Origin of the sequence: Burkholderia sp. KBS0801, from assembly GCF_005937855.2 — a bacterium.
GTDB lineage: Bacteria > Pseudomonadota > Gammaproteobacteria > Burkholderiales > Burkholderiaceae > Burkholderia > Burkholderia ambifaria.
The window spans coordinates 3,040,564-3,061,551 of sequence record NZ_CP042177.1; the positions used below are offsets into that span (position 1 = coordinate 3,040,564).

The following is a 20,988-nucleotide window of genomic DNA, read 5'->3' on the forward strand; positions in this document are numbered from 1 at the left end:
CGCGTGCCTCACGCGCGATAGCCGGGATCGATACGATCGACGATGCGCTGCAATGCGTCGAACGCGTCCTGCCCCGCGCCGTGCTTCGGATCGAAATTCAGCGAATCGCGCACGCAGCCCTCGAGCACCGGCAGCGCGATCGGCAGCGCGTCGCCGATCGCATGGGTCGCGACCTGCACCTCGCACGCGCGATTGAGCAGCCACATCAGCGAGAAGGTCTGCGCGAGCGTCGCGCCGATCGTCACGGGCCCATGATTGCGCAGCAGCAACACGGGCCGCCCGCCGGCGCTCTCGACGATGCGCCGCCCTTCCTCGAGATGCACGGTGATGCCCTCGAAATCGTGATACGCGATCTTCCCGTACAGCTGCGCCGAGTAGAAGTTCGAGAACGACAGCCCGTCGCGCGAGCAGCACACGGCCATCGTCGGCGTCGTATGCACGTGCATCACGCAGTGCGCGTCGGGCAGCGCCGCATGGATCGCGCTGTGGAACGTGAAGCCCGCCGGGTTGATCGGCCAATCGGAATGGCCGATCACGTTGCCGTCGATGTCGATCTTCACGAGGTTCGACGCGCATACCTCGCGGTAATGGAGCCCGAACGGATTGATCAGGAAATGGCCGTCCTCGCCCGGCACGCGCAGCGAGATATGGTTGTAGATCAGCTCGGTCCAGCCGAGATGGTCGAAGATCCGGTAGGCGGCCGCGAGCTGCACGCGCGCCTGCCATTCGGCCTCGGAGAAACGGGCGGGACGCGTGAACGGCTGGTTCGGTACACGTTGCATGGGGCACTCCGGTGGCGGACGGGCGCGGCCGCGCGGGCGGCGGCGCGCATCGTCGGTCGCCTGCTGGCGTCGCACGCGGCGTGGGCTGCGTGGCGGCTGGTTCGGCGTCGTCAGGCGTCGTCAGGCGTCGTCAGGCGTCGTCAGGCGTCGTCAGGCGTCATTCGGCGCCGGTCCGGCCCGCATTGCGCGAGCCGTCCGCCGGCGCCGTCACGATGCGCACATCGTTGCGCGCACAACCATATCACCTTTCCGCGCGCACCGGAATCGCGGGTTTGGCCTGAGTCGTTCCGGCCCTTACAGCTGGTCGTCGACCGGCAGCAACATGAAGATGCCGGTCATCACGTTGCGCATCAGCCCGGCATGCGGATCGACGTGATACGTGGTCGGCTGACCGCCGTCGACGCCGGTCCATTCGAGCGCGGGCCGGCCGCCGTCAGTCTGCTTCGCGAGCGTGACGCGATAGCTTTCGTCGGGCTGCGTCACGCGCGCGAAGATCGCCGCGGCCTGCTGCGCGAGCACCGGGCTGTGGATCACGAGCGCGAGCTCGGTGTTGAGGTGCGCGGAGCGCGGGTCGAGGTTCAGCGATCCGATCACGAGGATTTGCCGGTCGATCACGTACGCCTTCGCATGCAGGCTCGCACGCGAGCGCGAGCCGAACAGGCGGGCAGGCTGCTGGTCCGGCTGCGCCTTGAATTCGTACAGCTCGACGCCGCGCTGCAGCAACGGGATGCGATAAGGCGCATAGCCGGCCTGCACCGCGACCGCGTCGGTGGCGGCGAGCGAATTCGTGACGATCGCGACGCGCACGCCGCGCGCGGTCGTATCGCCAAGGATCTTCACGCCGGCGTCGTGCGGCACGAAGTACGGCGAGAACGCGAGGAATTCCTTGCGCGCGCCGCGCGTGAGCTCGCCCAGGCGCTGCATCGGCGGGCTCACGTACGCGTCGGTCGGCCGCGCGATCTTGTCCGGCGCATCGACCTTGAATTCGGCCGGCGCCCACACGAGCTCGAGCTGGTCGCGCGCGATCTGCTGCGCGAGCGGCGTCGCGTTCAGCGGCTTCGCGTTGTACGGATCGGCGTTCTTGCGCCAGTGCTCCCGCAGCTCGTCGCGCATCGCGTCGAGATCCTTCGGATCGAACTTCTGATGATTCAGCACGCGCAGCGGATAGCTGCTCGCGCTCGCCCAATAGTCGTCGAAGCTCTTCGAGATGTCGTGCGTCACGGGGCCGGCCGCGAGCACGTCGAGATCGCGGAACTGCAGCGTCGGGCTCGCGCTGAAGTACTGGTCGCCGAGATTGCGGCCGCCGACGATCGCGAGCTGGTTATCCGCGATCATCGCCTTGTTGTGCATCCGGCGCGTGAAGCTGTCGATCCGCGTGAAGAAGTTGGCCGTGCGCTCGACCATGCCGCGCTGCGACGCGCCGAACGGGTTGAACACGCGGATCTCGATGTTCTGATGCGTATTCAGCGCGGCCATCACGCGGTCGATGTCGTCGAAGTTCAGGTCGTCCACCAGCATCCGCACGCGCACGCCGCGATCGGCCGCGTACAGCGCCGCGCCGAGCAGCAGCTTGCCGGTCGTATCCTCGGTCGCGATGTAGTACTGCATGTCGAGCGTCTTCGTCGCCGCGCGCGCGAGCGCGATGCGCATCTGCAACGCGGTGGCGCCGTCGGCCAGCAAGCGGAAGCCCGACTGCCCCGGATGCGCGGCTTCCGGCGCGGCGAGCGCATCGCGCAGCGGGGTCGCGGTATCGGCAGACAACGCGTGGGACACGGGGCGATCGAGCGAGGTGGCGGGCGGGTGCGTCGCGCAGGCGACGAGCGGCAGCAGCGCGCAGACGATCAGCGCGCGGGCCGGGCGGCACACGGCGCGCCACGACAGCGAGGCCGGTGCGCGCCGAATCAAAGACGTAAGCACGGAAACTTCCTCGACAGGCGGATCAATGGGTCCGCGATCGCCGCGGCGCGCGGCTGACAGGCGGCTCCAGCCGATTCTAGTGGGCGCCGGATGAACCGGTCAATCGCGCGGCCGCAGCGCGGGTGGCGCCGCGCCGCAGCAAAACGCGCGTCGCCCGCGGCGCGCGCCCCGGCCCGGCGGCCTGCGGCTCGCGATCGTCCGCCATACGGCCTGAGGCGGCCATGGTCCAACCAATCTCACGGCGCGTCGCCGCTTCGCTCGAAGTGGCTGCGCACGTAGTCGATATGCGTCTGCATCGCGGTGCGCGCCTCCTCGGGCCGCTGCGCGCAGATCGCGTCGCACACCACCCGGTGCTGCTGCAGCAACAGCTCCGATGCCTGCTCATGCGTCGTCATCCCCGCGACGTTGATCGAGATGTGCTCGCGCAGCATCCCGATCACGCTCGTGTGCAGGTGCAGGAACATCGTGTTGTGCGACGCGAGCGCGATCGCCTCGTGCAGCTTCGCATCGGCCGACGCCTCGACGGCCGCATCGTCGTTCGCGTGCGCGGTTTCGAGCTCGCGCAGCAGCGCGCGGATCCGGCGCCGGTCGCTCGCGTCGGCGCGCAGCGCGGCGAAATACGCGGTCGCGCCTTCGAGCACGCGACGGAATTCGAGAATGTCGTCGCGCAACGCCGGGTGGTCGGCGACCAGCTGGCCCCACGGCGACGCGATGCCCGCGCGCAACTGGTCCGTCACGTACACGCCCGCGCCGCGCCGGCTCTGCAGCAGCCCGCGCGCGACGAGCCGCTGGGTCGCCTCGCGCACCGTATTGCGCGCGACGCCGTACTGCTGCGCGAGCACGCGCTCGGCCGGCAGCCGCGCGCCGGCCTGCCACGTGCCGTCGAGCAGCGCCGTCTCGATCTTGCGCATCACTACTTCGGTCCGGCCCCGTGCCGTCATCGCCGCCATCGCCGTCTCCCCATCCGAATATCCCGTCGCGCCGATTGGCCCAACCAATTTGAGCTTCGGCGCCGTCGCGGGAATTATGCAGCGAAAGCGAAATCGTCGTCCCGCATGCGCATGCCGGGCCGCCGCACCTGGAGCGAGACATGAACGAAAGGCACTACCCCACCGCCGCCCCCGCGCACGTCTACCTGTTCGCGACCTGCCTGGTCGACCTGTTCGTCCCCGAAGCCGGGCTCGACACGGTGCGCCTGCTGGAACGCGAAGGCGTGACCGTGCACTATCCGCGCGGCCAGAGCTGCTGCGGGCAGCCTGCGTACAGCAGCGGCAATCCCGACGAGGCGCGCCGCGTCGCGGCCGCGCAGCTCGACCTGTTCGCCGAGCCCTGGCCGGTGATCGTGCCGTCCGGTTCGTGCGCGGGCATGATCCGGCACCATTGGCCGGCGCTGTTCGCCGACGATCCCGTGCACGGCCCGAAGGCCCGCGCGATCGCGGAGCGCACCTACGAACTCGCCGAATTCCTCGTCAATGTGCTTCACGTGCGGCTCGATGCCGTCACCGCGAACGCCGGCCCGGACGAACGCGTGGTGCTGCACACGTCGTGCGCGGCGCGCCGCGAGATGGGCACCCGCGTGCACGGCGTCGCGCTCGTCGATGCGCTGCCGGGCGTCACGCGCATCGAACACGAACGCGAATCGGAATGCTGCGGCTTCGGCGGCACGTTCTCGCTGAAACATCCCGACATCTCCGGCGCGATGGTGAGCGACAAGGTCACATCGGCCTGCGCGACCGGTTGCGAGCGCCTCGTGTCGGCGGACTGCGGCTGCCTGCTGAACATCGGTCACGCGGCCGAGAAGGCTGGCGCGCCCCTGCCCGTCGAACATCTCGCGAGCTTCCTGTGGCGCCGCACGGCAGGCGCCGGCTCGCTGCGCGGGGATTCGCAATGAGCGCGCGCGACGCGATCCTCGCGCGCCTGCGCGCCGCCGCGCCCGGCGTCGCCGCAAACGCCGCACCGGCGCTCGACGCGCGCATCGACACGCATTACGCCGCGCGGCGCGCGCCTGCCGCATCCGACCCGCTCGCACTCGCGCGGACGATGCAGGCCGCGCTCGCCGCGTCGCATGCCGACGTCTGGTGCGCGAGCGCCGACGCGTGGCCCGCGCAGCTTGCCGCGCGTCTGGCCGACGCCGGCGTGCGCCGCCTGCTGCTCGATCCGGCCCGCGCCGAATCCGCGGCGCTCGCACGGGCGCTGCCCGACGCGGTCGCGCCGGTGCCGTTCGACCGGCCGATCGACGCGTGGAAAGCCGAGCTGTTCGACACGATCGACGCGGGCTTCACCATCGCGCGCTCGGGCATCGCGACGACCGGCACCGTCGTGCTCGCGCCCGATGCCGGCACGCCGCGCACGGTGTCGCTGGTGCCGCCGCTGCACATCGCACTCGTCCACGCGAACACGCTGCATGCCGACCTCCACGCGGCCGTGCACGCGGAGCGCTGGCACGCCGGCATGCCGACCAACGTCGTGCTGGTGTCGGGCCCGTCGAAGACGTCCGATATCCAGCAGACCCTCGCGTACGGCGCACACGGCCCGCGCCACCTCTGGGTCGTGATCGTCACCGGGCCGGCCGCCGAACCGGCCGCCACCGCCTGCCAGGAGCTGCCGCGATGAGCGACCAACCGCTGCAATTCGTCACCCCCGGCGACTTCAAGGCCCGTGCGCGCGCCGCGCTCGACGATCCCGCGCTGCGCCAAAGCTTTCGCGGCGCGATGGACTTCCTGCAGGGCAAGCGCACGTCCCAGTTCCCCGACGACACCGAGCTGCAGCAGTTGCGCGATCTCGGCGAAGCCGTGCGGCGGCACGCGCTCGCGCAACTGCCGGCGCTGCTCGAACAGCTGGAGGCAAAGCTCAGCGCCGCCGGCGTGCAGGTGCACTGGGCCGAGACGGCCGCCGACGCGAACGCGATCGTGCTCGGCATCGCGCAGGCGAATCACGCGCGCCGCGTGATCAAGGGCAAGTCGATGGCGAGCGAGGAAATCGAGCTGAACCATTACCTCGCGGATCACGGAGTCGACTGCATCGAGTCCGACATGGGCGAGTTCATCGTGCAGCTCGCGGGCGAGAAGCCGTCGCACATCGTGATGCCGGCGATCCACAAGACGCGCGGCGACATCGCCGAGCTGTTCGAGCGGCACATCCCCGGCACGCGCTACACGGAGGACGTCGACGAGCTGATCCAGACCGGCCGGCGCGCGCTGCGCCGCGCGTTCGCCGAGGCCGACATCGGCCTGTCCGGCGTGAACTTCGCGGCGGCCGACACGGGCACGCTGTGGCTCGTCGAGAACGAAGGCAACGGCCGGCTGTCGACCACCGTGCCCGATACGCACGTCGCGATCATGGGGATCGAGAAGGTCGTCGAGAAGCTCGAGCACATCGTGCCGCTGTCGAGCCTGCTGACGCGCTCCGCCACCGGCCAGGCGATCACAACCTACTTCAACCTGATCTCGGGCCCGCGCCGCGACGGCGAACGCGACGGCCCGCGCGAGCTGCATCTCGTACTGCTCGACAACGGCCGCACGCAGGCGTATGCGGACGAACAGCTGCGCGCGACGCTGCAGTGCATCCGCTGCGGCGCGTGCATGAACCATTGCCCCGTCTATACGCGCATCGGCGGCCACGCCTACGGGACGACCTATCCGGGCCCGATCGGCAAGATCATCTCGCCGCACCTGCTCGGCCTCGACGCGACGGCCGACCTGCCGACCGCGTCGACGCTGTGCGGCGCGTGCGGCGAAGTGTGCCCGGTCCGGATTCCGATCCCGCAGCTGCTGGTGCGGCTGCGCACCGAGGCGAACCGCAAGCCCGACGAGCCCGTCGCGCATCCGCTGCGCGGCCAGGGCGCGAACTACAACCGCGCGGAAGACCTCGTGTGGCGCTTCTGGTCGGGCGCGTTCGCGCATCCGCGCGCGTATCGCGCGTTCCGCTGGACCGCGACGCGGCTGCGCGCGCTGACGCCCACGAAGCAGATGGGCTGGACGCAGCACCGCACGCCGCTCGAGCCGGCGCCGCGCAGCCTGTCCGACCTGCTGCGCGCGCGCGGCCAGCCCGAATAGACACCCCGCTTTCAAACCCGTACCCGATAAATCCATGGAGGAGACAACCATGCAGGTTTGGCATCAGATCTACACGCCGCTCGGCAGCCTCGGGCTGTCGGCGTTCGTCGCCGCAATTCCGATCATCTTCTTTTTCATCGCGCTCGCCGCCTTGCGGATGAAGGGGCACGTGGCCGCCGCGATCACCCTGCTGCTGTCGCTCGGCGTCGCGATCGTCGCGTACGGGATGCCCGTGCCGCAGGCGCTCGCGGCGGCCGGCTTCGGCTTCGCGTACGGCCTGTGGCCGATCGCGTGGATCATCGTCGCGGCCGTGTTCCTGTACAAGATCGTCGTGAAGACCGGCCAGTTCGACATCATCCGCGCATCGGTGTTGTCGATCACCGACGACCAGCGGCTGCAGATGCTGCTGATCGGTTTCTCGTTCGGCGCGTTTCTCGAAGGCGCCGCCGGCTTCGGCGCGCCCGTCGCGATCACGGCCGCGCTGCTCGTCGGCCTCGGTTTCAAGCCGCTGCACGCGGCCGGACTGTGTCTGATTGCAAACACTGCACCGGTCGCGTTCGGCGCGATGGGCATTCCGATCATCGTCGCCGGGCAGGTGACGGGCATCGACCCGCTCCACATCGGCGCAATGGCCGGCCGCCAGTTGCCGCTGCTGTCGCTCGCGGTGCCGTTCTGGCTCGTGTTCATGATGGACGGGCTGCGCGGCGTGCGCCAGACGTGGCCGGCCGCGCTCGTCGCGGGCGGCAGCTTCGCGATCACGCAGTACTTCACGTCGAACCACATCGGGCCCGAGCTGCCGGACATCACGTCGTCGCTCGTCAGCCTCGTGTCGCTGGCCGTGTTCCTGAAGGTCTGGCAGCCGAGCAGCGCGAAGCAGACGGCAGGCGGCGTCGTCGCGTCCGGCGGCGGCGCGGCGCTCGCGGGGTTCGGCGCGGGCGGCAACGGTTCGGGCGCAAGCCGCCAGGCGTCGCCGTACACGCTCGCGCAGACCGTGCGCGCGTGGTCGCCGTTCCTGATCCTGACGGCCGTCGTCACCGTGTGGAGCATCGCGCCGTTCAAGGCGCTGTTCGCCGCGCACGGCGCGCTCGCGTCGACCGTCCTGAAGTTCCATGTGGCCGGGCTCGACCAGCTCGTCGTGAAGACCGCGCCGATCGCCGCGACGCCGAAGGCACTCGACGCGGTGCTGAAGCTCGACCTCGTGTCGGCGGTGGGCAGCGCGATCCTCGTGACCGCGCTGATCTCGATGGCGCTGCTGCGGATGAAGCCGCGCGACGCGCTCGTCACGTTCGGCGAGACGCTGAAGGAACTCACGCGCCCGATCCTGTCGATCGGCCTCGTGCTCGCGTTCGCGTTCGTCGCGAATTACTCGGGGATGTCGTCGACGCTCGCGCTGATGCTGGCCGGCACCGGCGCCGCGTTCCCGTTCTTCTCGCCGTTCCTCGGCTGGCTCGGCGTGTTCCTGACCGGCTCGGACACGTCGTCGAACGCGCTGTTCTGCTCGCTGCAGCAGGCAACCGCGCACCAGCTCGGCGTGCCCGAGACGCTCGCGGTCGCCGCGAACACGACGGGGGGCGTGACCGCGAAGATGATCTCGCCGCAGTCGATCGCGGTGGCATGCGCGGCGACCGGCCTCGTCGGCAAGGAATCCGATCTGTTCCGCTTCACGGTGCGCCACAGCCTGCTGTTCGCGGTGATCGTCGGTGTGATCACGCTCGTGCAGGCCTACGTGCTGCCGGGAATGGTGCCGTAAGCAGGCGGCGCGGCCGCTTTCCGGGCCCTCAAAAACAAAACCCCACGCCCGAGAGAGCGTGGGGTTTGATTCATCCCGGGCGCCGGACGAAGCCGGCGCCGCGATCGGCGATCAGCTGCCCTTCGCGATGCGATCCTGGATGTGCTGCGCACGGCTCGACGACGACGGGTGCGAGCTCATCATCGAGCTCTTGCCGCCATCGAGTTGCGCGAGTTTCTGGAACGCGGTGACGAGGCCCTTCTGGTTCATGCTCTTTTGCTTCATCAGGTCGAACGAGTAGTCGTCCGCCGCGCTTTCCTGCGTCTGCGAGAACTGCGCGTTGATGAACTTCTCGGTGATGTCGCCGAGCTGCGAGCTCGTCAGGGCCGCGACGCCCGGCGATGCCGCGCCGGCCGCGGTGCGCGCCGCGCTGACCGCGTAGGCGGTCTGCATCGCCTTCTTCGAGTGACCCAGTGCGACGTGGCCCATTTCATGACCGATCACGCCGCGCAGTTCGTCGTCGTTCATCATGTCCATCAGGCCGCTGTACACGCGCACGCAGCCGTTGCCCATCGCCCAAGCGTTGACGTCCTTGGTCATGTAGACCTTGTAGTTGATCTTCTGGCCGTTCAGCGTCATGTCGCCGAAGCCCTTCATCACCTTCGTCAGACGCTTCGCGTACGCGCTGTTCGGCGCGGCGATCTTCGATTCGGCGTCGCTCGCCTTGCACGAGTCGTTCGACAGTGCCGCGATGTCGCTGTCCGACAGCGTCGCCGCCTTGAACAGGCTGGTCCCCGCCGACGTCAGGTTGTTCGCGTCGAGATTCTGCACGCCCCCGCATGCGCTCAACAGGAACGCCATGCCACACGCTGCCGCTGCTTTCTTGATATGCATCCCGGATCCCTCGGTAGTTGTAGTTGGGAGCGGCGATTTTGCATAATCCGGCAGAAAATTACCAGATGTTTACATCGAATGACAGATTGATGACCAGTCGATCCGGAATGAACGGCGCGCTTTCTCGGCGGATTAATGACGAACCGGCAGTCAATCGCCGCGGCCGGGCGACCGGCTGAACGCCGAACGCGGCCGCCGCATCAGCCGCCGCGCGGCCAGCATCGGCAGCCGCAGCACGAAACCGGCGAACAGCCGCAGGTGCATCCACGCGAGCAGCGCGTTGTCGCGACCGTAGTGGAAATGCGACACGCCGCCCTCGTGCGCGCCGAAGTAGCGCACCGGCGCCTCTATGCGGATCGGCCGCACGCCGGCCCAGCACAGCCGCACGGCCGCTTCCGGATCGAAGTCGAAGCCGCGCATCCACGGCTGCCGATGCATGATCGCGGCGAGCGGCGCGACCGGATACACGCGAAAGCCGTACAGCGAATCGCCGATCCCCGCCCACAGCGTCTCGAGGTCGGCCCAGCCGTTCGACAGCCGCCGGCCCTGCACGCGCAGCTGCGGCGCGCTCGCGTCGAACTTCGGCAGGCCGAGCACCATCGCATCCGGGCTGGCCTGCGATGCGGCCATGAATTCGGGAATCAGCCCGGCCGGATGCTGGCCGTCGGAATCCATCGTCAGCACGTGCGTGAAGCCGCTCGCGGCCGCCGCGTCGAGGCCGGCCAGCACCGCCGCGCCCTTGCCGCGGTTCTCCGGCAGCACGATCACGCGCAGCCCCGGATCGCGCTCGGCCATCGCCTGCAGCCGCTCGGCACTGCCGTCGGTACTGCCGTCGACGACGACCCACACCGGATTCCACTGCGCGCGGGCGTTGCGTACGGTCGTGTCGACCTTGAGGCCCGGGTTGTAGCTCGGAATCAACACGAGATGGGTGGACGACGCGTGCAGCTTGGACATGGGAACGGCCGATTGCGAAGACGATGATCCTGACAAAAGTGTATGACCTGCGGGCGCGCGCCGACAGGCTTCCTCGACGTCGCCCGCATGCGGCGACGGTTCGCGCAGCGACAGGCCCGCGCGCTTCACGACGGTTGCTCCAGCGGATGGCCGGCGCTCGCGTCGATTTCGACCAGCAGATCGTCGCGGCACACGTGCGCGTGGACGAACAGCGCGCGCACGTCGGCGCCGGCCGCATCGCGCAGCGCGCGTTCGATCGCGGCGAGCGCCGCGGTGTCGCCGGCGTCGCGCACGTAGACGCGATAGCTCAGGTCCGCGAGCGTGAACGGGCCGTGCCCCTGCCGTGCGGCCTGCTCGAGCACGGCCGCGAGATTCGCGATCGTCTCGCGCGTTTGCGCGACGACGTTGCCATGATGCACGGTGCGGTGACCGACGATGCTGGCGGTGCCCGATATGAACAGCAGCGGTGCCGCGTCGCCGCCGGTCCATGCAGCCGCGCGCGCGAACGTCGGCGCACGCGGGCCGTACTCGGCCGGGTAGTGATACGCGCTGACCTGGCGCGGGTTCTCGACCGGATCGGCCGGCGTGCGGCTCGCGATGAAATGGATCGCGAGCGGCGCGGCCGGCGGCGTGTCGCCCGCGGCCGGCACGACCGAACCGAGCGCGCAGGCGGCCGGCACGCCGCCCGTCAGCGCGCGGCGGCACGCGTCGAACGCGCGCTGCCTGCCGATATTGAACTGACGATAGCGTTCGATCCCGAACTGATGCGCATTGATCGCCGGCACCGTGTTCCAGATGCGCAGCGGATGCGGCAGATCGAGCGTATCGAGCACGTCGAACAGCGCGCGGTACGCATCGTATGTCGCGCGTTCGAGCGGCGTGCCGCCGTCGCGATCGATATCGGCCGGTTCCTGCGTTTCCTGCACGACGATGCTGCCGAACACGAGCCCCGCGGTTTCGCTGTAACGGTACTGCAGCGTGCCGCGTCGCGCGCTGCGCAAGTCGGACGCGTCGCACTGCCAGATTTCGCAGACCGCGTCGCCGCGCGCGTGGCCGCCGGCGTCGAGCAGCGCCATCGGCACCGGTGCGAGCGGCAGCTCGGGCGCAGCGACGGCGAGCATGCGTGCCATCGCATCGGCCGGCGATCCGGCCGCGCCGATGCACACCGCGCCCAGCGCGCCGGGAAACAGGTGCTCGAATGCGTCGCCGCGCTGCCGCGCAGCGTGCAGCAGCGCGGCCAGCCGTGCGTGATCGATCCGGGCGAGTCGCAGCGCATGGCTGACGCCATTCGCCGCGGGCGGGATGCCCGCTCGCGATGCGGCAGGCGCGGCTGCCGTGTGTCCGGGCGCGACCGCATTCGGGGCGGACGACAGGGAACACGCTCGCCGTTCGGCGTCGACTGGATGCACTGACACTTCGATTTCCTCACTATGCGGCGCAGGCTCGCGGCATGGGGGCCACGCGCCGCGTTGCGCGCCGTTGCTTCGCGTCAAGCCGACGCCGCGCGCGTCGTCATGCGAGCCCGCCGTTGACGGACAGCACCTGACCCGTCACATAGGCGGCCGCATCGGATACCAGATACGCGACCATCGCAGCGACTTCGTCGGGCCGGCCCGCGCGTTGCGCCGGCACGAGCTGCCTGATCCGTTCGGCGGGAAACGCATGGTCGGTCATCGGCGATTCGATGATGCCGGGCGCGACCGCGTTCACCGTGATGCCGCGCGACGCAAGCTCCAGCGACAGCGATTTCGTCGCGCCGATCAGCCCCGCCTTCGCGGCCGCGTAGTTGACCTGCCCGCGATTGCCGGTCACGCCCGCGACCGACGCGATGTTGACGATCCGTCCGCGCCGCGTGCGGATCATCGGCAGCAACAGCGGCTGCGTGACGTTGAAAAAACCGTTGAGCGTCACGTCGATCACGCTGTGCCATTGCCGGCGCGACATGCCGGCCATCGGCGCGTCGTCATGAATGCCCGCGTTGTTGACGAGGATCTGCACCGGCGCGTCGTCGACGAACGGCGCGAGCGCGGCGAGCGTCGCGTCGCCATCGGTCACGTCGAATGCAATCGCGTGCGCGGTACCGCCGGCCGCTGCGATCTGCTGCGCGACCGTCTGCGCCTGCGCGAGATTCCGGTTCGCGTGCACCCAGACTTCGTGACCGGCCTGCGCGAGCGCCATGCAGATCGCCTGCCCGAGTGCGCCGCTGCCGCCCGTTACGAGCGCCCGCATCGACTTGCTCCGTTCATCGCGTTTCACCTCGATCGACGCGGCGGCATGTCGTCCAGCGACGGCCGCCGCGTGCGGTAAATCATCCGTGTGCCGCGCCGTGCGCGCCCGTCACTTCGTGCGATGCGCGGCGACGTATGCGGCGAGCGCGCCGAGCGTCGCGAAGATCTGTTTGTTGTCCGGATTGTCCGAGCGCAGCTCGAAGCCGTATTTCTTCGAGATCAGCAGCGCGATTTCGAGGATGTCGACGGAGTCGAGCCCGAAGCCCTCGCCGTACAGCGGGGTCCCGGCCGTCACCGTTTCGAGCGGGACGTCTTCGAGATTCAGTTCGCCGATGATCAGCGTGGCGAGCTCTTGTTCCAGTGCGTTCATCATGCTTGCGGGCAGGCGGCCCATGGCAGCGGGAGGCATCCGGAAACGGCAACCGTCATGCATGCCCGGCGCGTGCGAAGCGCGCGAATCTCCGTCCCTCCGGCGTCTGCCGGCTTCCCCGCCTGCGTTATTGGGGGTCGTTTGTAAAAGTTACGCGGATTCTAGTTGATGGGTATCGGTGCGTATACCGCGAATGGTTACAGACTGAAGGGCCGCGCCGCGGCCGGTTTCGGGCCCCGATCGCAGCAGACGCTTGAGCCGCTTCGGATCGAAATGGATCGCCGCCGCGAAAGCGTCGGTGCGCTGCCATACATTCGGTTACAAAACCCGGCCGCACCGGTCTCGAACGGCCACGCAGCGGCCCTAAAATGGCGAGCACGACAGCCGGCCCGGACAAGCGTCCGGGCCGCCATTCATATGATGTTTGACGGCCCGACGAACGCGTCCGGCCCCCCGATACGCCCGATGTTTCCAGCAGCCATGCCGCGCCCGTCCGTTTGCCTCGCCCCCGTTTGCCCGCCGGTGCTCCACCATGCCACGGCCGCCGGCGGCGATGCGCGCCCACGTCGCGCGCCGGGAGCGCCGCGATGAGCACGCCGCTCGCGATCGTGCGCGGTGTCGGTGCGCTCGCCGCGGTGGCCGCGTACCAGGTCGGCGCGCATTACGCGGCCGCGACGCCCGGCGCGCATGGCGTCGGTCTCGCGATGGCGCTCGTGCCGCCGCTGCTGCTTGCGCTCGGTGCGGCATGGCGCTCGCCGAGGCGCGCGTGGCTCGTGCCGGCGTGGCTACTGGCCGCCGTCGCGCTGTGGGCCGCGCGCATCCCGCTCGCGCGCCATTTCGAATGGGGGCTGTATCTGGAACACGCGAGCTTCAACCTCGCGATGGCGCTGCTGTTCGGCCGCACGCTCGCGGCGGGCCAAGTGCCGCTGTGCACGCGTTTCGCGACGATGATCCACGGCACGATCACGCCGGCCGTCGCGCGCTACACGCGGCGCATCACGCTCGCGTGGACGCTGTTCTTCGTCGCGATCGCCGCCGTGTCGACGCTGATGTTCGCGATCGCGCCGATCGTCGCGTGGTCGACGTTCGCGAACTACCTGTCGCTGCCGCTCGTCGCCGTGATGTTCGCCGCCGAGCACGCGTGCCGGCGCTTCGCATTGCCGCACGAAGCGCGGCCGCGGATGATCGACGCGGTGCGCGCGTACCGCGCGTCGGCCCAACCGTCACGATGAATTCATGGCCGGCGTGGCGCCGCATCGCGGCCGCGCCGGTCACCGCTTCCCGCTCTAGCCGATTTATGCCGACTCACCCGCTGGTATTCCATTCCTCGCCTGACCAGACGATCGCCTGGCGCGACGGCACGCCCGTCACCGTGCGCGCGTTCGTCGCCGACGTCGCGCGCGTGGCCGCCGCGCTGCCCGCTGGCGGCCACGTGTTCAACGTGTGCCGCGACCGCTACCGCTTCGCGGTCAGCCTGTGCGCGGCGCTCGTCTCCGGCAGGATCAGCCTGCTGCCGTCGACGCACACGCCGGAGATGGTGCGCCAGCTCGCGTCGTTCGCACCGGACGCGTTCTGCCTGCACGACGCGCCCGACTGCACGATCGACCTGCCGCGCTTCGCGTATCCGGACGCCGCGGCCGGCGACCTCCCCGACGACGCCCCCTGCGTGGTGCCGCGGATCGACGCGGCGCGGATCATGGCGTACGTGTTCACCTCCGGCTCGACCGGCGCGCCGGTGCCGCACCGCAAGACCTGGGGCTTCCTGGTCGGCTGCGTGCGTGCGGCGGCCGACCGCCTCGGCCTGCTCGACGGCCGCGCGGCCACGCTGATCGGCACCGTGCCCGCGCAGCACATGTACGGATTCGAGTCGACGGTGCTGCTCGCGCTGATCGGCGGCCTCGCGTTCAGCAACCGCCAGCCGTTCTATCCGGGCGACATTCGCGACGAACTCGACGCGATCCCGCAGCCGCGCGTGCTCGTCACGTCGCCGATCCACCTGCGCGCACTGCTGTCGGCCCGCCATGCGCTGCCGCCGGCCGCGCTCGTGCTCTCGGCCACCGCGCCGCTGTCGGAAAAGCTCGCGTGCGAAGCCGAGGCCGCGCTAGGCGCGCCGCTCGTCGAGATCTACGGCAGCACCGAGACCGGCCAGATCGCGACGCGCCGCACGTCGCAGGGCGCGACCTGGCAACTGTTCCCGGACATCCGGCTCGACACGCGTGATGCGCACGACGCGTCGCACGGCGACGCCGCGGCCGACGACAGCGGCCCGACCGTGTGGGTATCGGGCGGACACGTCGAGGCCCCCGTGCCGATGGGCGACGCGCTCGAGCTGCTCGGCGACGGCCGATTCCTGCTGCACGGCCGCAAGGCGGACCTCGTCAACATCGCCGGCAAGCGCACGTCGCTCGCCTATCTGAATCATCAACTGAATGCGATTGCCGGCGTCGTCGACGGCGTGTTCTTCATGCCGGACGAAGCCGCGCCGGCCGATGCCGATGCGGCCCGCGAACCGGTCACGCGCCTCGTCGCGCTCGTGGTCGCACCGACGCTTGCCGCGGCCGATCTGCAGCGCGCGCTGCGCGAACGGATCGATCCCGCGTTCATGCCGCGTCCGCTCGTGTTCGTCGATGCATTGCCGCGCAACGAAACGGGCAAGCTGCCGCGCGACGTGCTCGCCGCGCTCGTCGCACGGCACACGCGCGCCGCCGCGACCGACGGGGGCGAGCGCAGCGAGACGGATGCGCCGCTCGCGTTCACGATTCCCGCCGATCACCCGGCGCTGCCCGGTCATTTCCCCGGTCATCCGATCGTGCCGGGCGTCGTGCTGCTCGATCACGCGATCGCCGCGCTCGGCGCATCGCTGAACCGCCCGCTGGACACGTGGCGGCTGGCTTCCGCGAAATTCCTGAGCCCGGTCGCGCCCGGCGAACCGCTCGATCTCGCGTTCGATGCGGCGGCCGGCGGCGCGATCCGTTTCACGCTGCGCGCCGGCGCGCGCGACGTCGCGACCGGCGTACTGTCCGCGCCGCCGGCCGCACGGGACGGCGCGCAGCCATGAAGCGCACCGCATGGGCCGAGCGCCAGGAACGCAGCAACGCGGCGCTGCTGCGCGCGATGAGCTGGATCTCGCTGCGGTTCGGCCGGCAGCCGTCGCGCGTCGTGCTGCACGGCATCGCGGCCTATTTCGTGCTGTTCTCGCCGGTCGCCCGCGCGGCGTCGCGCGACTACCTGCGCCGCGTGCTCGGCCGTCCGGCGCGCTGGCGCGACGTGTACCGGCACGTGTTCACGTTCGCGGCGACGATCCACGACCGCATCTACCTGATGAACGGCCGCTTCGACCTGTTCGACATCCGACTGCACGGCGAAACGCGGGTGGACGACGCGCTCGCCGGCGGGTGCGGCGCAGTGCTGATGGGCGCGCACCTCGGCAGCTTCGAAGTCGTGCGGGCGATCGGCCGCACGCGGCCGGACCTGCGGGTCGTCGTCACGATGTTCGAAGAGAACGCGCGCAAGATCAACGCGACGCTCGCCGCCGTGAATCCGGCCGCGAAGCCGGAAGTGATTCCGCTCGGGCAGGTCGACTCGATGCTGAAGGTGCGCGAGCGCCTCGACGCGAACTGCATGGTCGGGATGCTCGCCGACCGCACGCTGCTCGACGACGCGGCCGCGTCGATGCGGCGGCTGCCGCTGCTCGGCGCGCCGGCCGCGTTCCCGCTCGGGCCGCTCTACATGGCCGCGATGCTGCGGCGCCCGGTACTGTTCATGACCGGCCTCTATCGCGACGGCAATCGCTACGACGTGCACTTCGAGACGCTCGCCGACTTCTCCGACGTGCGTCGCGACACACGCGCGGCGGCGGTCGATGCGGCGCTCGCGCGCTACGTCGCGCTGCTCGACCGGTATTGCCGCGCGGCCCCGTACAACTGGTTCAACTATTTCGATTTCTGGCAGACCGGCGACGCCGCCGCGCGCCGCGACGATGCGTGCGCGTGCACCGGGCTGTCCACCCCGAGGGATTCCGACGCATGACCGCCGTTCGCCGCTTCCTGTCACTGTTGCCGCTGCCGTTCCTGCTCGCGCCGCGCCACGCCGCGCGCGTGTTCGCCGTCGCGTCGGCCGTCGCGCTCGCGCTGCCCGCGCACGCGGCCGACACCGGTTCGGCATGGACCCTCGACCGGCTGATGTCGACGCTCGCGCAGCACAAGTCCGGCCGTGCGACGTTCACCGAGACGAAGACGCTGTCGATCGCCGCGCAGCCGCTCGAATCGTCGGGCGAACTCGTGTTCGTCGCGCCCGACCATCTCGAGAAACACACGCTGAGCCCGAAGCCCGAACATCTCGTCGTCGACGGCGACATGCTCACCGTCGAGCGCAACAACCGCAAATTCACGCTCGCGCTCGCGCGCTACCCCGAGCTCGGCGCCTTCATCGACAGCATCCGCGCGACGCTTGCCGGCAACCGCTACGCGCTCGAGCAGGTCTACAAGGTCGCGCTCGCCGGCCGTGGCGACGACTGGACGCTGACGCTCACGCCGCTCGATTCGCGGATGCTGAAGGTCATCAGCACGATCACGCTCGACGGCACGCGCGACGTGTTGCGCAGCGTCGCGATCCGGCAGGCCGACGGCGACCATTCGACGATGCACCTGCAACCCGTCCCGGCGAACTGATGGACGAACGCACCCAGCCGCCCGCCCCCGTCACCCGACGCCTGCCCGCGTGGCGGCAACGCGCGGTGCTCGTGTGGCTGCTCGCGCTCGTCGCATGCGGGATCGCGATCGCCCGCGCGAATTTCACGGCCGACCTGTCCGCGTTCCTGCCGCGCGCGCCGAGCGCCGGGCAGCGCGTGCTCGTCGAGCAACTGCGCGACGGCATCGTGTCGCGGCTGATCCTCGTCGCGATCGACGGCGGCGATGCGGCCACGCGCGCCGCGCTGTCGCGGCGCGTCGCCGGCACGCTGCGCGCCGACCGGCAATTCTCGGCGATCAACAACGGCGAGGCCGTGAACGACGCACGCGACCAGCAGTTCGTGTTCGATCATCGCTACCTGCTGAGCCCGGCCGTCACGCCGCGACGCTTCAGCGCGGACGGCCTGCACCAGGCGCTCGGCGACAGCCTCGACCTGCTGGGCTCATCGGCGGGCCTCGTCGCGAAGGCGATGCTGCCGCGCGACCCGACGGGCGAAGTGACCGCGCTCGTCGACCAGCTCGACAGCGGCGCGCAGCCCGCCGTGCGCGACGGCGTGTGGGCGTCGCGCGACGGCGCGCGCGCCGTGCTCGTCGTGCAGACGGCCGCGGCCGGCTCCGACACCGACGCGCAGGCACGCGCGATCGACGCGGTGCGCCGCGCGTTCTCCGCCGCGACGCAAGCTCTGCCGAACCCGGCCGCGTACACGCTCGCGATGACCGGCCCCGGCGTGTTCTCGGTCGACACGCGCGACACGATCCGGCACGACGTCGAGCGGCTGTCGACCGCGAGCCTCGTGCTGATCGTCGCGCTGCTGCTGACGCTGTACCGCTCGCCGCGCACGCTCGTGCTGGGGCTGTTGCCGGTGCTGACCGGCATCGCGGCCGGCATCGCGGCGGTCAGCGTCGCGTTCGGCACCGTCCACGGGCTGACGCTCGGCTTCGGCACGACGCTGATCGGCGAGGCCGTCGACTATTCGATCTACCTGTTCGTGCAATCGTCGCAGGCCGGCTCGCGCGGCGCCGCACGGCCCGCCGACGCGATGCGCGCGTGGCTCGCCGCATACTGGCCGACGATCCGGCTCGGCGTGCTCACGTCCGTGTGCGGCTTCGCGTCGATGCTGTTCTCCGGCTTTCCGGGTCTCGTACAGCTCGGGCTCTATTCGATCGCCGGGCTGACGGCCGCCGCGCTCGTCACGCGCTACGTGCTGCCGCACCTGCGCGGCGAGCACGTAGCGATTCGCGACGTGTCGCGCATCGGCGCGGTGCTCGCGCGTGCGGCCGCCGCGGCGCCGCGGCTGCGCTGGCCGCTCGCCGTGCTCGTGCTCGCCGCGTGCGCGACGCTCGTGCTGCATCGCGATGGTCTGTGGAGCCGCGAGCTCGCGGCGCTCAGCCCCGTTCCCGCCCGTGCGCAGGCACTCGACGCACGTCTGCGCGCCGATGTCGGTGCACCGGACGTGCGCTACCTCGTCGTGATTTCCGCGCCGAGCGAACAGGTCGCGCTCGAACGCGTGGAACGGGTCGCCGCGCAATTGCAGCCGCTCGTCGATCGCGGCGTGCTCGCGGGTTTCGAAAGTCCCGCGCGCTACCTGCCGAGCGACGCCGCGCAGCGCGCGCGCCGGGCCAGCCTGCCCGACGCGGACGCGCTCGCCGCGCGCATGCGCACGGCCGTCGCGAACCAGCCGATCTCGGTCAGGCCAGAGGTGTTCGCACCGTTCGTCGCCGATGTCGAAGCCGCGCGCCACGCGCCGCTGCTCACGCGCGCCGACCTGCGCGGCACGTCGATGGCGCTCGCCGTCGACGCGTTGCTGACCGAGCGCGCGGACCGCTGGAGCGCGATGCTGCCGCTGCGCGCGCCGGACGCCGCTCGCACCGCGCCAACCGCCGCGCCGGCACTCGATGCCGCGCCGATCCGCGCGGCCGTCACGCGCGCCGGCGTACCCGACGCGCTGTTCGTCGACATGAAGGCCGAGGCCGACCGCCTGTACGTGGACTACGTGCACGAGGACATCCGGCTGTCGCTCGCGGGTTTCGCGGCGATCGCCGTGCTGCTGCTGATCGCGCTGCGCTCGCCGCGCCGCGTCGTGCGCGCGCTCGCGCCGCTCGTCGCGGCCGTGTTCGTGGTGACGGCCGGCTTCGCGCTCGCCGGCGTGCAGCTGACGATCCTGCACCTCGTCGGGATGCTGCTGATCGTCGCGGTCGGCTCGAACTATGCACTGTTCTTCTGCAAGCGCGACGACGCGCAGCCAGTCACGCCATACACGCTCGTATCGCTGCTGATCGCGAACCTCGCGACGGTCGCCGGCTTCGGCCTGCTCGCGCTGTCGCGCGTGCCGCTGCTCGAAACCTTCGGGCTGACCGTCGGCCCCGGCGCGATGCTCGCGCTGGCGTTCGCGGCGATTCTGGCGCCGCGCGCCGCGGCCACGAACGGCCGTCCCCATGATCCGACAGGAGCTCGCGCATGAACGCGCCGTCATCCGTTTCACCGCCGCAGCCCGGCGATGCGCGCCGCTGGAAGCCGACGCCGCTGATCGCGGGCACCGCCGCGCTGCATGCGGGCGCGCTCGCGGCCGTCGTCGCGCAGCCGGCCGCGTGGCCGTGGGCCGCCGGCGGCGTGGTCGCCTCGCATCTCGCGCTGACAGCCGCCGGCCTGTGGCCGCGCAGCGCATTGCTCGGGCCGAACTGGACGCGGCTGCCGGCCGGCGCCGGCCGCCGGATCGCGCTGACGATCGACGACGGCCCGGACCCCGACGTCACGCCGCGCGTGCTCGACCTGCTCGATCGTTACGATGCACGCGCGACGTTCTTCTGCATCGGCGACCTCGCGCGACGCCATCCGCAGTGGATCGAAGCGATCGTCGCGCGCGGCCACGCGGTCGAGAACCACAGCCAGCGGCACCGGCATACGTTCTCGCTGTCGGGCCCCGCCGCGCTGCGGCGCGAAATCGCCGCCGCACAGCACACGCTGACCGAGATCGCCGGCACGCGACCGCGCTTCTTCCGCGCGCCGGCCGGCCTGCGCAATCCGTTTCTCGAGCCGGTGCTCTGCGAGCTCGGCCTGCAGCTCGCCAGCTGGACGCGACGCGGCTTCGACACGCGCGAGCACGATGCGGACACCGTCACGCGCCGCCTGCTGAACGGCCTGGCGCCACACGACATCCTGCTCGTGCATGACGGCCACGCGGCGCGCGATGCGCGCGGCGAACCGGTCGTGCTCGACGTGCTGCCGGCGCTGCTGCGCGCGGCCGCCGACGCACGGTTGCAATGGACCACGCTGCGCGCCGCGCTCATGCCCGAGCCGCCCGAATCGCCCGGCCAGCCGGGGATGCCGGCACCCCCGTTTGATAAAATCTGACCATGCCCGGCGGGAT

Annotated in this window: 18 protein-coding genes; 10 read left to right on the plus strand and 8 right to left on the minus strand. The window is 70.5% G+C overall.

All coding sequences use genetic code 11. The features are described 5' to 3' along the window. Positions 1-8: 8 nt before the first annotated feature. From FFI87_RS14460 to FFI87_RS14470, 3 genes are all read right to left on the minus strand, one after another. On the minus strand, positions 9-782 hold the full coding sequence (locus FFI87_RS14460) for a class II aldolase/adducin family protein (protein WP_012364703.1): 774 nt from the start codon (positions 780-782) through the stop codon (positions 9-11). Between the two features lie 294 nt (positions 783-1,076). Continuing rightward, the gene (locus FFI87_RS14465; RefSeq protein WP_138847159.1) at positions 1,077-2,699 is read right to left on the minus strand and encodes a phospholipase D family protein; all 1,623 of its coding nucleotides are present in this window, start codon (positions 2,697-2,699) and stop codon (positions 1,077-1,079) included. A gap of 236 nt (positions 2,700-2,935) precedes the next feature. Continuing rightward, positions 2,936-3,649 carry a FadR/GntR family transcriptional regulator gene (locus FFI87_RS14470; protein ID WP_011657917.1) on the minus strand — a complete coding sequence of 238 codons (714 nt, stop codon included), beginning with the start codon at positions 3,647-3,649 and terminating at the stop codon, positions 2,936-2,938. A gap of 140 nt (positions 3,650-3,789) precedes the next feature. On the opposite strand from FFI87_RS14470, the gene FFI87_RS14475 reads away from it, so the two are divergent. The 4 genes from FFI87_RS14475 to FFI87_RS14490 are packed head-to-tail and all read left to right on the plus strand — an operon-like array spanning position 3,790 to position 8,504. After that, entirely contained in the window at positions 3,790-4,590 is an 801-nt protein-coding gene (locus FFI87_RS14475) for a (Fe-S)-binding protein (protein WP_138847158.1), read from the plus strand. After that, the gene (locus tag FFI87_RS14480; protein ID WP_138847157.1) at positions 4,587-5,312 is read left to right on the plus strand and encodes a lactate utilization protein C; all 726 of its coding nucleotides are present in this window, start codon (positions 4,587-4,589) and stop codon (positions 5,310-5,312) included. The genes FFI87_RS14475 and FFI87_RS14480 overlap by 4 nt, the downstream gene beginning before the upstream one ends. Next, complete coding sequence (locus FFI87_RS14485; protein WP_138847156.1) at positions 5,309-6,754, plus strand: LutB/LldF family L-lactate oxidation iron-sulfur protein; 1,446 nt, start codon at positions 5,309-5,311, stop codon at positions 6,752-6,754. The genes FFI87_RS14480 and FFI87_RS14485 overlap by 4 nt, the downstream gene beginning before the upstream one ends. Before the next feature lie 49 nt (positions 6,755-6,803). Next, positions 6,804-8,504: a lactate permease LctP family transporter gene (locus FFI87_RS14490; protein ID WP_012364708.1), complete on the plus strand. Its 1,701-nt coding sequence runs from the start codon at positions 6,804-6,806 to the stop codon at positions 8,502-8,504. A gap of 111 nt (positions 8,505-8,615) precedes the next feature. Here FFI87_RS14490 and FFI87_RS14495 read toward each other — a convergent pair whose 3' ends face one another. The 5 genes from FFI87_RS14495 to FFI87_RS14515 all read right to left on the minus strand — a co-directional run bounded on the left by FFI87_RS14495 (position 8,616) and on the right by FFI87_RS14515 (position 12,956). Continuing rightward, positions 8,616-9,377 (minus strand): M48 family metalloprotease, encoded by a 762-nt coding sequence (locus FFI87_RS14495; RefSeq protein ID WP_012364709.1) that lies wholly within the window; start codon positions 9,375-9,377, stop codon positions 8,616-8,618. A 150-nt stretch (positions 9,378-9,527) separates the two neighbouring features. Then, on the minus strand, positions 9,528-10,334 hold the full coding sequence (locus FFI87_RS14500; protein WP_012364710.1) for a glycosyltransferase family 2 protein: 807 nt from the start codon (positions 10,332-10,334) through the stop codon (positions 9,528-9,530). Between the two features lie 125 nt (positions 10,335-10,459). Continuing rightward, the gene (locus FFI87_RS14505; protein WP_138847155.1) at positions 10,460-11,749 is read right to left on the minus strand and encodes an endoribonuclease L-PSP; all 1,290 of its coding nucleotides are present in this window, start codon (positions 11,747-11,749) and stop codon (positions 10,460-10,462) included. A 97-nt stretch (positions 11,750-11,846) separates the two neighbouring features. Next, the gene (fabG, locus tag FFI87_RS14510) at positions 11,847-12,563 is read right to left on the minus strand and encodes a 3-oxoacyl-ACP reductase FabG (protein ID WP_138847154.1); all 717 of its coding nucleotides are present in this window, start codon (positions 12,561-12,563) and stop codon (positions 11,847-11,849) included. 108 nt (positions 12,564-12,671) lie between these two features. Further along, positions 12,672-12,956, minus strand: a complete 285-nt coding sequence (locus tag FFI87_RS14515) for a phosphopantetheine-binding protein (RefSeq protein ID WP_138848453.1) — start codon at positions 12,954-12,956, stop codon at positions 12,672-12,674. A 563-nt stretch (positions 12,957-13,519) separates the two neighbouring features. Between FFI87_RS14515 and FFI87_RS14525 the strand changes: the two genes are divergently transcribed. From FFI87_RS14525 to FFI87_RS14550, 6 genes are all read left to right on the plus strand, one after another. Next, positions 13,520-14,164 (plus strand): hypothetical protein, encoded by a 645-nt coding sequence (locus FFI87_RS14525; RefSeq protein ID WP_138847153.1) that lies wholly within the window; start codon positions 13,520-13,522, stop codon positions 14,162-14,164. A gap of 65 nt (positions 14,165-14,229) precedes the next feature. Then, positions 14,230-15,990 carry an AMP-binding protein gene (locus tag FFI87_RS14530; protein ID WP_138847152.1) on the plus strand — a complete coding sequence of 587 codons (1,761 nt, stop codon included), beginning with the start codon at positions 14,230-14,232 and terminating at the stop codon, positions 15,988-15,990. Continuing rightward, entirely contained in the window at positions 15,987-16,961 is a 975-nt protein-coding gene (locus FFI87_RS14535; RefSeq protein ID WP_138847151.1) for an acyl-CoA synthetase, read from the plus strand. Before FFI87_RS14530 ends, FFI87_RS14535 begins: the two co-directional genes overlap by 4 nt. After that, positions 16,958-17,602, plus strand: a complete 645-nt coding sequence (locus FFI87_RS14540) for an outer membrane lipoprotein carrier protein LolA (RefSeq protein WP_138847150.1) — start codon at positions 16,958-16,960, stop codon at positions 17,600-17,602. Before FFI87_RS14535 ends, FFI87_RS14540 begins: the two co-directional genes overlap by 4 nt. Then, on the plus strand, positions 17,602-20,082 hold the full coding sequence (locus FFI87_RS14545; protein WP_138847149.1) for an MMPL family transporter: 2,481 nt from the start codon (positions 17,602-17,604) through the stop codon (positions 20,080-20,082). The genes FFI87_RS14540 and FFI87_RS14545 overlap by 1 nt, the downstream gene beginning before the upstream one ends. Beyond that, positions 20,079-20,972: a polysaccharide deacetylase family protein gene (locus FFI87_RS14550; protein WP_138847148.1), complete on the plus strand. Its 894-nt coding sequence runs from the start codon at positions 20,079-20,081 to the stop codon at positions 20,970-20,972. The genes FFI87_RS14545 and FFI87_RS14550 overlap by 4 nt, the downstream gene beginning before the upstream one ends. Positions 20,973-20,988: the final 16 nt, after the last annotated feature.

Bases quoted from the DNA above. Each gene is read 5' to 3' on its own strand.
- FFI87_RS14460 (WP_012364703.1), bottom strand. From the start codon at position 782: ATGCAACGTGTACCGAACCAGCCGTTCACGCGTCCCGCCCGTTTCTCC.
- FFI87_RS14470 (WP_011657917.1), bottom strand. From the start codon at position 3,649: ATGGCGGCGATGACGGCACGGGGCCGGACCGAAGTAGTGATGCGCAAG.
- FFI87_RS14475 (WP_138847158.1), top strand. From the start codon at position 3,790: ATGAACGAAAGGCACTACCCCACCGCCGCCCCCGCGCACGTCTACCTG.
- FFI87_RS14480 (WP_138847157.1), top strand. From the start codon at position 4,587: ATGAGCGCGCGCGACGCGATCCTCGCGCGCCTGCGCGCCGCCGCGCCC.
- FFI87_RS14485 (WP_138847156.1), top strand. From the start codon at position 5,309: ATGAGCGACCAACCGCTGCAATTCGTCACCCCCGGCGACTTCAAGGCC.
- FFI87_RS14490 (WP_012364708.1), top strand. From the start codon at position 6,804: ATGCAGGTTTGGCATCAGATCTACACGCCGCTCGGCAGCCTCGGGCTG.
- FFI87_RS14495 (WP_012364709.1), bottom strand. From the start codon at position 9,377: ATGCATATCAAGAAAGCAGCGGCAGCGTGTGGCATGGCGTTCCTGTTG.
- FFI87_RS14500 (WP_012364710.1), bottom strand. From the start codon at position 10,334: ATGTCCAAGCTGCACGCGTCGTCCACCCATCTCGTGTTGATTCCGAGC.
- fabG (WP_138847154.1), bottom strand. From the start codon at position 12,563: ATGCGGGCGCTCGTAACGGGCGGCAGCGGCGCACTCGGGCAGGCGATC.
- FFI87_RS14515 (WP_138848453.1), bottom strand. From the start codon at position 12,956: ATGGGCCGCCTGCCCGCAAGCATGATGAACGCACTGGAACAAGAGCTC.
- FFI87_RS14525 (WP_138847153.1), top strand. From the start codon at position 13,520: ATGAGCACGCCGCTCGCGATCGTGCGCGGTGTCGGTGCGCTCGCCGCG.
- FFI87_RS14530 (WP_138847152.1), top strand. From the start codon at position 14,230: ATGCCGACTCACCCGCTGGTATTCCATTCCTCGCCTGACCAGACGATC.
- FFI87_RS14535 (WP_138847151.1), top strand. From the start codon at position 15,987: ATGAAGCGCACCGCATGGGCCGAGCGCCAGGAACGCAGCAACGCGGCG.
- FFI87_RS14540 (WP_138847150.1), top strand. From the start codon at position 16,958: ATGACCGCCGTTCGCCGCTTCCTGTCACTGTTGCCGCTGCCGTTCCTG.
- FFI87_RS14545 (WP_138847149.1), top strand. From the start codon at position 17,602: ATGGACGAACGCACCCAGCCGCCCGCCCCCGTCACCCGACGCCTGCCC.
- FFI87_RS14550 (WP_138847148.1), top strand. From the start codon at position 20,079: ATGAACGCGCCGTCATCCGTTTCACCGCCGCAGCCCGGCGATGCGCGC.